We start from the raw sequence: 12,413 nt of genomic DNA on the forward strand, positions 1-12,413 counted from the left end.
AAGTTTAGAAATTATGAACTATAGTTCACCAGAAATCAGAACTGTGGATGTGATCCGATACCTCACGCCTTTGCGTGAAGGCGGGTCCTTGCCGGCCATTGTGGAGGCGGATGATCAGTTTCTGTACGTACTCAAGTTCCGCGGAGCAGGGCAAGGTATAAAAGTGCTCATTGCGGAGCTGATTGTGGGGGAAATTGCCCGGGTAATCGGCTTTAAAATACCAGAGATTGTGTTTGCCACGCTGGATGAAGCCTTCGGTCGCACCGAGCCAGATGAGGAAATACAAGACCTGCTTCGCGCCAGCGAGGGACTGAACCTGGCGCTGCATTACCTCTCCGGCGCTATCACATTCGACCCGGTGGTGAACACACCGAGTGCCAGGCTAGCCTCTCAGATCGTGTGGCTGGATAGCCTGGTGATGAACGTGGACCGCACAGCCCGGAATACCAACATGCTCATGTGGAAGAAAGAACTGTGGCTGATAGACCACGGCGCTGCTTTATACTTTCATCACTCCTGGAGCAACTGGCAAGAGCAGGCCAAGCGGCCGTTCCCGCAAATAAAAGACCATGTGCTGCTACCCCTGGCCACCGACCTGGAAAGTATAGACCAGGAAATGAAAGCCATACTTAGCCCTCAGGTTCTGCAGGCTATACTTGCTGCCATTCCCGATGCCTGGCTCACCGGCGTGGAGTCGCCGTTCGAGACAGCCGAAGAGCACCGGCAAGCCTACGCCTCTTTTCTGGAGACACGCCTCTCCCATTCCGAAATATTTGTAAAAGGAGCCCAGGATGCAAGAAAAACACTTATTTGAGTACGCCGTGCTGCGCGTAGTGCCAAGGGTGGAGCGCGAGGAGTTTCTGAATGTGGGGGTTATACTTTTCTGTGCGTCCAAAGGGTTTCTGCAAACAAGGTATGAACTGAACGAAGACCGCCTGCGCGCCCTCTGCCCGTCCGTGGACCTGCCAGAACTGCAGCAACGTTTAAATGCCTTTTGCAAAGTATGCGCCGGCCGTAAAGAAGGCGGCCCTATTGGGCAACTAGGCACTGCTTCCCGTTTTAGGTGGCTCACCGCCAACCGCAGCACCATCGTGCAAACCTCCCCCGTACATCCTGGCCGGTGCCAAAACCCAGACGAAACGATTGAGCACCTGATGGAGCAACTTGTGCTTTAATACGCAGCCACTATACCTCATAAGAGCGCCTCTCCTTTTAAGTAGAGGCGCTCTTATTTTTCTAAGTATAACAACCCCTGTAAGCTGTAACAGTAGCTTTATCCGCAACGCTGCTCTTCATGCTCTTTATTTGAATTGCACCCACGCCTCCCTTAGGGTAAGTGAACCCTTAGCCTCAGCCTTCTCAAATTTTCATACTTCATTATAAATATCCTTCAATACGCAACCTTATTTTATACTTTAACTATAATACCATATAAACATTATAATAACCTAGTATAACCGTATCCTGACTAACGGCCACACCCTTAGCCGAACCGTGCAGCTGAGCAAGTTTACTTGAAAAAGCCTGTAGATATAGTCCTACAGGCCACCGCCGGTTTCATGCTGCACGATAGCGAATGCCTTTATTCCATTTTTCCGAATAAAATTCAGGTTCATTCATTTTAAGTCTATACCTATGAGATTGAGTTTTACATCATTTGTTGTGCTGCTGATGCTGTGGTGTGCAGCCGGTGCGCATGCCCAAGGCACCACCGTCAGTGGCAAAGTTTCTGGCGAAGAATCTGGCGCGGCTCTTCCGGGGGTAAGCGTGACGGTGAAAGGCACCACCACCGGCACCACCACAGACGCAGAGGGCAATTACGAGATTACAGTGCCAGGCCAGGATGCCGTGCTGCAGTTCCGCTACTTGGGCTATACTACCCGCGAGGTAGAGGTCGGCAACCAGAACGTCATAAACGTGACGCTGGTGACTGACACCAAACAGCTTGGGGAAGTGGTTGTGACCGCCCTGGGCATCACCCGCGAAAAGAAAGCGCTGGGCTTTGCGGCGCAGGAGGTACAGTCAGAGGAGTTGGTGGAGAACCGACAGCCCAACGTGCTGAATGCCATGCAAGGCAAGGTGGCAGGCGTAACTATTTCCAGCACCGGCGGTGCGCCGGGCCAGGGCTCCAGCATCCAGATCCGGGGCATCAACTCCATCGACCCCAGTCGGCCTAACCAACCGCTTTTCGTGATCGACGGCATCATCATGGACAATTCGACTTCTACCTTTGGCGAGGGTTCGGAGCTCAGAGGCATGAGTAACCGCCTGGCAGACCTCAACCCGAACGACATCGAAAGTATAAACATCCTGCGCGGCGGCGCTGCCACGGCCCTCTACGGCTTACAAGGGGCAAACGGGGTGGTGGTGATTACCACAAAAGCCGGCCGGAAAGGCGAAATGCGGGTAAACTTTACCTCTACGGTGGGCTTTGAGGAAGTAAACAAGTTTCCTGATATACAAGACACCTATACGCAGGGTTATTTAGGGGAGTACGACTCCACCAGCTTCTGGCCTAGCTGGGGACCTACGGTAGAGGAAGCCCGCCAGATTGACCCCACGCACCCTTCTAAATTGTACAACCACTTTAAAGATGCCTACGAGTCAGGCAGCCAGTTCCGGAACACGCTATCTTTCTCCGGAGGCAGTGAGGCCATGAGTTTCTTTACCTCCCTCTCGCATCTGCGGCACGAAGGGGTACTGCCCTTCACAAATTACCAGAACATCTCAGCCAGACTTAATGCTGATGCCCAGGTGAGCCAGAAGGTACGCATCGGGGGCAACTTCAACTACATCAACTCCGGCGGCGACCGCTATAACGCCGACCGTTTTAACGAAAGCCTCAGCTATTGGTCGCCGCGTTGGGATGTGACGGATTTCCGGAAGCCGGATGGCACCATGAAAACGTATGGCAACAACAACCCAATCTACGGTGCGGCCACAAACAAACTGCAGGATGAGGTGAACCGTTTTATCGGCGGCCTAACCTTTGGCTATAAGCCGCTGGACTGGATCGACCTGAGCTACCGCATCGGCCTGGATACCTACAGCGACGACCGCACCCGCACCGCGCCAGGTCCGCGCGGCCTGCCCGACGAGCGCGTGTATGAGGATAATGAACTGGGCTTTGTGCATGAGTACTCCACCCGCTTCCGGGCCATCAACTCCACCTTCATTGCCACACTGAACTCCGACTTTGGCGAAAACTTTTCTGGTACGCTGCGCCTGGGCCACGACCTGCTGGACCGCCAGTCCAAGAGCTATGGCGTTATCGGCCAGGAGTTGGCGGTGTACGATTACTTCAGGCTCTCCAATGCCCGCTTTCTGAGCACCGACGAGCAAGAGACAGAATACCGGCTCATGGGCATTTTTGCAGAAGCCTCCGTAGACTACAAAGACTTCCTGTACCTGACCCTGACCGGCCGCAACGACATCACCTCTACCCTTGCCAGTAACAACCGCTCTTTTTTCTACCCATCCGTCAGCGTGAGCTATCTTTTCTCGGAGCAGTTTGATTTGCCGGACATTATCAACCAGAGTAAGTTGCGCCTGTCCTATGCCCAGATTGGTAAAGACGCCCAGCCCTACTCCATTTCCTCCGGCTACGCGCCTTACGCCGGTTTACCTACGGGATACACCGGCGTCACCCGCGATGCCTTGTTAGGAAATCGGGCGCTGAAGCCGGAGTTCACGAACACCTTTGAGGCTGGCCTGGAAATGGCATTCTTCAATAACCGCCTGGGCTTCGACTTTACCTACTACTATTCCCTCAGCAAAGACCAGATCCTGAACATCAACGTGGCCAACACCACCGGTTATATACTTGCTGCCATAAACGCCGGGGAAATGCGCAACAAAGGCGTGGAACTGGTGCTGAACGGTGCCCCTATCAAGAGCAATAATTTTACCTGGGATGCCAAACTGGTGTTCTCCGCCAACCGCAACAAGATCCTGAAAATACCCGAGGAGCTGGATGAGATTGTGTATGCCTCCCAGTTTGGCTACGTGGGCTCAACTGTGTCCATGCGCTTAGTTGAGGGGGAGCCTTACGGTAATATCTATGGTTCCCACTTCCAGCGGTACTATGGCCCCGGCGAGGAAGAAGACCCGCTTTTTATAGATGAATCAAGGCCTATCGTGATCGGCGAAGACGGTTTCCCTGTGCGGGCGCCGCTAACAAGCCAGAAAATTCTCGGCAACTCGCAACCGGATTGGATCGGGGGCTTTACAAACACCTTCACCTATAAGAACCTAAGCCTGACTGCGCTTCTGGATGCCCGTATCGGCCTGGAGAAGTATAACCAGATGGATAACTTCTTTGCCGCCTTCGGCATTGCCGAGTATACCGAGAACCGAAACGACACGAAAGTATTTGAGGGCGTGCTGGAGGACGGAACGCCTAACACCAAGGAAGTATGGCTGGGGCAGGGCATCGGGCCGGACGGCGTGGACTATGGCAACGGCTACTACCGCAACTACTACCGCGGCGTGTCCGAGAACTTTGTGGAGGATGCCTCCTGGGTGCGGCTCCGCTCGCTTTCCTTAAACTATAGCCTGCCCGAGAAATGGTTCGAAAGCATCTTTATCCGGAACGCCTCCTTGGGTTTCACTGGCAATAACCTGTGGCTCCACACCGATTACAAAGGCTTCGACCCTGAAACGAGCTTCTCGCCGAGCGGCAGTAACGTGGATGGCTTCTCCGGATTTACGTACCCGGCTGTTCGCAGCTACCTGTTCACCCTAAATGTTGGATTCTAAAGTATAGCGCCATGAAAAAGATAATGCGATATATGCTTGCCCTGGTTTTTGTCGGCACGGTAGCCGGCCTGCAGGGATGCGAAGATTATTTTGACCTGGAGGACAACCCGAACCTAGTGAACGATCCGCCCCTCAGCACGATGCTGTCCACTGCCACGCAGAAAACAGCCTTGAACAATTATCGTGTCGCTTCCATTACCTCTTATTTTGTGCAGTACCTGGCCAGTTCTACCCAAGGCAGCTCCACCGACTCCTACGAAGTGACCGACTATTCCGGCACCTGGAATGCCCTATACCTGGCCATGGCGGATATTTACGATATGCGGCAGAAGGCTTTAGAGGAGGGTGCCTCGCATTACGTGGGCGTAGCCGATGTGCTGATGGCTTACCACCTGAGCTTGGTGACAGACCTGTGGGGCGATGCCCCCTACTCCAATGCCTTTATCAGCACCACCCTTACCCCTACGTTTGATCCGGCAGGGGATTTATACCAGGAAACCCTGCGGCTGTTGGACGAGGCCATTGTAGAGCTGGGCAAAGCAGAATCAAGTGTGCTCCTGGATGCCAACAACGACCTGATCCATGGGGGCAGCACCGAAAACTGGATAAAGACAGCCTATGCGCTCAAGGCACGCCAACTGAACAAGCTTTCCGGCACCTCTTCCTACGATCCTCAGGCCGTGTTGGCTGCCGTGGAAAACTCATACACTTCCAACGCAGACAATGCCGAAATGGGCGTATTTGAGGAGCGAAACCCTTGGGCCGAGGTAGCTTTGGAAAATGAAAACCTGATACTGGGCGGCTGGCTTTCTGAGCAGCTGATAGAGCAGCTAAAGGGCACGACAACCGGCGTGGAAGACCCACGCCTGCCTAAAATAACGGACCCAACCATTAACGGCGATTATGTGGGAACGCCGAATAGCGTAGGCAACGTTGGCTCAGCCAGCAACACAATTCGCGACGAGACATATATTTCCCGCAACTCCCCGCTAACGTCAGATACCTCCCCCATCATCCTGGTGTCTTACCCGGAGGTGAAAATGATCGAAGCTGAGGCCGCTCTGCGGGCGGGGCAAACGGAGCGGGCGTATGAGGCATACTTGCAAGGCATACAGGCAAGTATGGACATGCTGGAGGTAGCTTCCGCAGACGCCAATGCCTATATTTCCGATCCGGCTGTGTCGGTGGGCGCTTCTAACCTCACGCTAGCAGATATTTTTCGGGAAAAGTACGTGATAACCTATCTTAACCCGGAGGCCTGGAACGATGCCCGCCGCTTCGACTACCAGTATGAAGACTTTACCGTGCCCGTAAACGCGGTGCTGCCGACATTTATCAGGCGCGTGGCCTACCCAAGCGATGAAACTGCCAAAAACCCCAACACCCCAGATGTAACGGACCTGGCCGATCCGCTCTGGTGGGATGCCTAACAGGTATAAAGTATAAGAGAGAAGCCGCCATAAAATACAGCGGCTTCTCTTTTACACACAGATTAATAAATTGATTTAGGCCCGTATATGTCCGGAGCCTTTTACTACCCATTTGTAGCTCGTCAGCTCATCCAGGGCCATGGGGCCGCGGGCATGCAGTTTTTGCGTACTGATGCCGATCTCTGCCCCCAGTCCAAACTGGGCGCCATCGGTAAAGGCAGTGGACGCGTTGGCATAAACGGCGGCGGCATCCACCGCTTTTAAAAACTGATCTACATGCTGTTCATTCTCCGAGATGATCGCTTCGCTGTGTTGCGAAGAATAGGCATTGATGTGCTCAATGGCCTCTTCCATCCCGGACACCGTTTTCACTGACATCTTCAACGACAGGAACTCAGTGCCAAAATGCTCTTCTGTAGCCTGCTGCAGCTTGTCAGCGGGGTAGCTATTTTTGAGAGCGGCATAAGCAGGCGCATCGGCAAACACCTCCACGCCTTTCGCTGCCAACCCTTTGCCAATCTCTGCCAGGTCCCCCAGGCGATCTTCATGTATCACCAGGCAGTCCAGCGCATTGCAGACACTCACGCGGCGGGTCTTGGCATTCACCACGATTTCCTTACCGCGCTGCAGGTCGGCAAACGCATCGAAATAGGTATGCACAATGCCGGCGCCGGTTTCAATTACCGGCACTTTGGAGTTCTCGCGCACATAGTTGATTAGCCCCTGGCTACCGCGCGGAATGATGATGTCCACGTACTCCACGGCGTGCAGCATCTCGTGCGTTGCCTCACGGTCTGGCGGCAGTAGCTGCACGATGTTCTTGTCTACCCCGTTTTGCTCCAGCACTTGGTGTATAATGGCAACAATGGCTGCGTTAGAGTCCCGGGCATCGCTGCCGCCTTTCAACAGCAAAGCGTTTCCCGAGCGCAGGCACAGGCTGAACACATCAAAGGTCACATTGGGCCGCGCCTCATAGATAACGCCGATCACGCCCAGCGGAACCGACACCTTCTTCATCTCCAGCCCGTTCTCCAGCGTCCTCTCCGACAGCACCTTGCCCAGCGGCGAAGGCAGCTTCGCCACATTACGGATGTCGGTGGCTATACTTTCGATGCGCTCATGGGTTAGTTTCAGGCGGTCATACTTTGGGTCGGCGGCGTCCATGCGCGCCAGGTCCTGTTGGTTAGCGGCAAGTATGGCATCTGCGTTGGCAACCGCTTGGTCTGCCAGCTGCTCCAGCACGTTTATAATTTTCTCTTCCGGCAGCAGGTTCAGCTTCCTGCTGGCCAGCTTTACCTGCTTAAAAATAGGTTGCATTTTCATAGTTTATAGGCTGTGGTATTTGTATAAGTATAGATAATTGTAATGAATGATGGGCTTTTGGTTGGTTTGGCCCAAGGTCATTCCAGCTTTTCGGGAGCCATACTCTGCCTTGCCCAGGCCAAGCTTCTCCCCTTGCGTATCCTTTATCTGGATGATGTCTCCCTTAGAGAAGTTACCGCTGATGCCGACAATGCCCACCGGCAGCAGGCTGGCTGCTTCTTCTGCGTGCAGCGCCTCTTTCGCGCCGTCGTTCACGATCACCTCGCCTTTGGTGTAATTCCCGCTGTGGGCCACCCATTTCTTCGGGTTCGGTTTCGAGGAGTCCGGCTCAAAATAGGTTGCCTTCAGGCGCTTGTGGTAAAAATCCAGTAAGATATTCTCCCGGTTGCCGTTGGCGATGTACACATGTATACCCAGGTAGGCGGCCTTTCGGGCCATCTTCATTTTGCTGCTCATGCCGCCCCGCCCAAAGCTGGATTTGGAAGAAGCGATAAAGCGGCTTATGCCGGAGGCTTTCTTGCCTACCCGCTCGATTAACTTGGATTTAGGGTCATCCGGGTGGCCTTTGTAGATGCCGTCTACGTTGGTGAGCAATATTAGCGTGTCTGCATCGATCATAGCGGCTGTCATACTGGCCAGCTCGTCATTGTCGGTAAACATGAGCTCGGTCACGGCCACGGCATCGTTCTCGTTAATAATGGGAATGATGTTGTGCTGCAGCAGGCCCAGCAGACAGTCTTTTATGTTCAGGTAGTGGCGCCGCGACAAAAAGTCCTGAGGCGTCACCACGATTTGGGCAATCTGGTGTCCTGCCTCCTGAAAAAGCGCTTTATACGACTGCACAATGTCAATCTGGCCCACGGAGGCCAGGATCTGCTTGCGCACCACGGATTCGGTTTTTTCGTCTAAGTTGATGTTGTTCCTTGCAAAAGCCACTGCCCCTGAGGACACGAGCACCACCTGGATGCCCTGCTTTTTCAGGAAATCAATTTGCTTGACAAGGGAAGCCATGCGTTGCCTGTCCGGTGAGCCGTCTTCTTGTGTAAGTACATTAGAGCCAACCTTCACAACAACTAGCTGTGGCTGATAATCCATATAATTGGGTGTTTATGAAACAATAGTTTAACTGCGGCAGCAGCACAAGCCGCTGCGCCAAAGGTGCCGCCAGAAGTATAAATTCATGCTTTAAAGCGAAAGATGATCAACGTATAAACCCGCTTCCTTCTGCATTTAGGAGGCATTTATACTTTATCAGGCGGTAAGAAACCTTAAGTAAAAAGCTGCTCTGTGGCACAGCGGACGGAGAATCCGCAGTTAGAAACGGCCACAGAGCAGCTCCATGATATGAAAGTATTAAACAGCTTCTTTCTCGCGCTGCTCTTTCAGGTCCAGGATACGCTTGTACGACCCTACCAAGCCTTTGATAACGGCAGAGCTAAGGCCCTGGTGCTCCATTTCGTTCAGGCCGGTAATGGTGCAGCCTTCCGGTGTGGTTACTTTATCAATCTCCTGCTCTGGGTGCGATTTGTTGATGGTAAGCAGATTGGAGGCTCCTTTGCTTACCTGAACAGCAATTTTCTGGGCATCCTCGGCATCCAGGCCAAGCTGAATACCGCCCTGTGTTACCGCCCGGATAAAGCGCATGTTAAAGGCAATGCCGCTGGAGCAGAGCACCGTGGCACCTGCCATCAGTTCCTCTTCTATAACCAGCGTTTCGCCAACGCAGTTAAATATGTCCTTCACCTGATCTTCTACAGAAGCGGCCTTCTCGTTAAAGGCAAGGCAAGTCATGGATTGCTGCACGGCAATGGCTGTGTTGGGCATGCTGCGCACAATGGCAAAGTCGCCCACAATGTCGCGGATAAAGTCGATGGTGATGCCAGCGATAACGCTTAGCAGCACGTGCTTCTCAGGGTCCAGGTGTGGTTTAATTTCATTCAGGACGTTCTCCAGGTGGGCCGGCTGCACGCATAGCAGGATGTAACGGCAATTGTTAACCGCAAACGCGTTGTCGTTTGAGACCTGTACGCCCTTGTCTTTTAAATACTGTAGTGACTTCGTGTTTCTCCTGGTAACATAGATGTTCTCTGGCTGATACTGCCCGTTGCTTAAAAGTCCTTCTGCAATGGATTTTCCAAGATTACCTGTTCCCAAGATAGCTACGTTATCTGTGTGCATACTGTGTGTGTTTAATGTGTTTTCGGCAGGCATAACGTACTGTAGACCTGCGCTAAAGATTCGGATTTACAACCACAAAAGTACAAAAACCGATCCAAAGACACAAATGGCAGAAAGCCCACCAATCATCACAAGACCAACTAAAATAGTATTATCTGCACATCCATCACAACGGGAATATACAAATTACGCGCAATCATACGGTAACTTATACTCGGCTAAAACAGGCTTTTTTTGTCGCCTCGATGCCGCTGAGCGGTGAAAATTCCAGATAGCGGAAACCGCAGCAACAACATTGGTTTCTAAAAATTAGAATTTGACCGAAACTTGGGATATCTGCAGATGCCGGAGCGGGAAAAAAATCAGAACTTTTCCTCGATTCCAAGTCCGAAAAGGGCAAAATCATACTTAACCGGGTCATTTGGGTCAAAGCTGCGCAGGTGCGCTGTCAGTTCTTCGGCAGTCTCCCAATCCATGCCTTTGCGGGTAATGAGCCCCAGCCGGCGGGCCACCCGCTCCACGTGCACATCGCAGGGGCAAACCAAGTCGGCCATGGACATGTTGGGCCAGATGCCAAAGTCCACGCCGCAACGGTCTTGGCGCACCATCCACCGCAGGTACATGTTCAGGCGCTTGCAGGAAGACTTACGGGCAGGCGTTGCCACATGCTTGCGCGTGCGCTGCGGCGCGTCCTCCAAACTAAACACCAGGTTATGAAAGTATATCAGCCGCTCCTTCTGCGTCTGCAGTTCATTTCCCTCTCCCATAAAGGCAGTTTCCAGGCTCTCGTGAGTGTTGTAGTACCACCTGAAAAAGTGAAGCAGGTATAACAGGTCGGTGTCGTTGAAGGTGCGGTGCTTGAAGCCAAGAAAGCGCTGCAGGTCGTGCTCCTGGTGGTTGCGCACAAAATCGTACGGTGCATTGTCCATCAGCTCCATCAGCCGAACGCAGTTATTGATAATGGTTTTGCGCTGGCCCCAGGCAAGTATGGCCGCAAAGAAACCGCTGATCTCGATGTCCTGCGGTTTAGTGAAGCGGTGCGGGATAGAGACCGGGTCGTGAGGTATAAAGTCGGGGCTGTTATACTTTTCCACCCGATCATCGAGCAAGGCTTTGACGGAAGAGAAATCTGGTTGTACCATGCCTGCAGTATACTTATAAAACGCGAAAAATGGTTGCCTGAAGTATAACCTGCCACTGCAGGTCAAAGAAACTGTAGAGCCAGAGCGCTATCCCTTTACGAGTACCTTAGATGCATCAGTTGGCATGGTCAGGTTTAGAAAGCAAACCTTATTTAAGCATCACCCCTACTTATACAGCCTGTTATACAGCCGTTTACAGCCATGCATAGTATACTTTAAACGGCAGGATACTTTACTTCAAAGCAGATGCGGCGGCGAGGGCGAAAACCGTTGCATAGGAAACCCGGAATACGGTAAGCTGCAAAAGAGGCACCAGCGCAGAAATATGGAGCAATTTAAAAGCAATTTCAGCAGAATGAGTAACTTTGTTTTGCAATACAACAAATTCAGATATAGTTTTACCGTCTTTTACAGGAATTAAAGATTAATATAAAGTATGGCAACCACAGCTGATATTAAAAACGGCGTCGTGTTGGACTTTAACAACGACCTTTACCAGGTTATTGATTTCCAGCACGTTAAACCCGGAAAAGGCCCTGCGTTCGTAAGAACTAAGCTTAGAAACGTAAAGACCGGAAAAGTAATAGACAACACCTTCTCGGCCGGCCACAAGATTACCACAGCCCGCGTAGAGCAGCGTCCGCACCAGTATATTTTCAAAGATGACCTGGGGTTCCACTTTATGGACCTGAACACGTTTGAGCAGGTAGCCCTGAACGAGGCGATGGTGCCTTTTGCTGATTTGATGAAGGAAGGCCAGGAAGTAACCATCCTTTTCCACGCCGAAACTGAGACGCCGCTCACGTGCGAAATTCCTCCGTTTGTGGAGCTGACCATTACTTATACAGAGCCGGGCCTCAAGGGCGATACCGCCACAAACGCCTCTAAGCCAGCCATCGTAGAAACAGGCGCAACTATTCAGGTGCCGTTATTTATTGGCCAGGATGAGAAAATTAAAGTAGATACTCGTACATACTCATACGCAGAAAGAGTTAAATAAAACATGAAAGCGAAAGAAATCCAGGAACTGATCGACTTTATCGCCAAATCCGGCCTGAATAAAGTAAACATTGAGACAGAAGAATTTAAGATCTCGGTTAAGCGCGACCCGGACCAGAAGGTTACGTATGTGAAGGGCGCTGAGCCTGCACCTGCGGCAGCCCCTGCCCCTGCTGCCGCTCCTCAGCCTGTACCGGCAGCCCCTGCCGCCGCCCCGGCTCCAGCTGCTGCACCAGCCGCCTCCGACGAGAGCAAGTATGTAGCGGTTAAGGCTCCCATGATCGGTACCTTCTACCGTGCCTCCAGCCCGGAGTCACCGTCTTTTGCTAACATCGGCGACGAGATTAAGAAAGGACAGGTTATCTGCATCATTGAGGCTATGAAGCTGTTCAACGAGATAGAGTCTGAGGTATCAGGCAAAATCGTAAAGGTACTGGTAGACAATGCCTCTCCGGTAGAGTACGACCAGCCACTGTTCCTGGTAGATCCATCTTAATTAAAAATTACAAATTAAAAAATTGAAAGCTGGGAATACAAAGAACCTTGTTCTCTCCTGGCTTTTTTTTAATTTCTAATTTCTAAT

The 12,413-nt window shown here is 52.1% G+C and carries 10 protein-coding genes; 6 read left to right on the top strand and 4 right to left on the bottom strand.

The window, feature by feature from the left end:
• Window positions 1–13 precede the first annotated feature (13 nt).
• The 4 genes from FJM65_RS01650 (at window position 14) to FJM65_RS01665 (ending at window position 6,188) form a co-directional block, all read left to right on the top strand.
• On the top strand, window positions 14–814 hold the full coding sequence (locus FJM65_RS01650; protein ID WP_140618739.1) for a HipA family kinase: 801 nt from the start codon (window positions 14–16) through the stop codon (window positions 812–814).
• Complete coding sequence (locus FJM65_RS01655) at window positions 792–1,175, top strand: DUF3037 domain-containing protein (RefSeq protein ID WP_140618741.1); 384 nt, start codon at window positions 792–794, stop codon at window positions 1,173–1,175. The genes FJM65_RS01650 and FJM65_RS01655 overlap by 23 nt, the downstream gene beginning before the upstream one ends.
• Window positions 1,176–1,635: 460 nt before the next feature.
• A complete protein-coding gene (locus tag FJM65_RS01660) occupies window positions 1,636–4,758 on the top strand; it encodes a SusC/RagA family TonB-linked outer membrane protein (RefSeq protein WP_140618743.1) in 3,123 nt (1,040 codons plus the stop codon).
• Between the two features lie 11 nt (window positions 4,759–4,769).
• The gene (locus tag FJM65_RS01665; protein ID WP_140618745.1) at window positions 4,770–6,188 is read left to right on the top strand and encodes a SusD/RagB family nutrient-binding outer membrane lipoprotein; all 1,419 of its coding nucleotides are present in this window, start codon (window positions 4,770–4,772) and stop codon (window positions 6,186–6,188) included.
• A gap of 75 nt (window positions 6,189–6,263) precedes the next feature.
• On the opposite strand, the gene FJM65_RS01670 is transcribed toward FJM65_RS01665, so the two are convergent.
• The 4 genes from FJM65_RS01670 to FJM65_RS01685 form a co-directional block, all read right to left on the bottom strand.
• Window positions 6,264–7,511 carry a glutamate-5-semialdehyde dehydrogenase gene (locus FJM65_RS01670; protein ID WP_140618747.1) on the bottom strand — a complete coding sequence of 416 codons (1,248 nt, stop codon included), beginning with the start codon at window positions 7,509–7,511 and terminating at the stop codon, window positions 6,264–6,266.
• 3 nt (window positions 7,512–7,514) lie between these two features.
• Complete coding sequence (proB, locus tag FJM65_RS01675; protein ID WP_140618749.1) at window positions 7,515–8,606, bottom strand: glutamate 5-kinase; 1,092 nt, start codon at window positions 8,604–8,606, stop codon at window positions 7,515–7,517.
• Window positions 8,607–8,864: 258 nt separating this feature from the next.
• Window positions 8,865–9,689, bottom strand: a complete 825-nt coding sequence (proC, locus tag FJM65_RS01680) for a pyrroline-5-carboxylate reductase (RefSeq protein WP_140618751.1) — start codon at window positions 9,687–9,689, stop codon at window positions 8,865–8,867.
• A 362-nt stretch (window positions 9,690–10,051) separates the two neighbouring features.
• Complete coding sequence (locus tag FJM65_RS01685; RefSeq protein ID WP_140618753.1) at window positions 10,052–10,831, bottom strand: TIGR02757 family protein; 780 nt, start codon at window positions 10,829–10,831, stop codon at window positions 10,052–10,054.
• 436 nt (window positions 10,832–11,267) lie between these two features.
• On the opposite strand from FJM65_RS01685, the gene efp reads away from it, so the two are divergent.
• Window positions 11,268–11,831, top strand: coding sequence for an elongation factor P (gene efp / locus FJM65_RS01690; protein WP_140618755.1), 564 nt, complete (start codon window positions 11,268–11,270; stop codon window positions 11,829–11,831).
• Between the two features lie 3 nt (window positions 11,832–11,834).
• Window positions 11,835–12,326 (top strand): acetyl-CoA carboxylase biotin carboxyl carrier protein, encoded by a 492-nt coding sequence (gene accB / locus FJM65_RS01695; protein ID WP_140618758.1) that lies wholly within the window; start codon window positions 11,835–11,837, stop codon window positions 12,324–12,326.
• Window positions 12,327–12,413 lie beyond the last annotated feature (87 nt).

Origin of the sequence: Pontibacter mangrovi, assembly GCF_006385705.1 — a bacterium.
Lineage (GTDB): Bacteria > Bacteroidota > Bacteroidia > Cytophagales > Hymenobacteraceae > Pontibacter > Pontibacter mangrovi.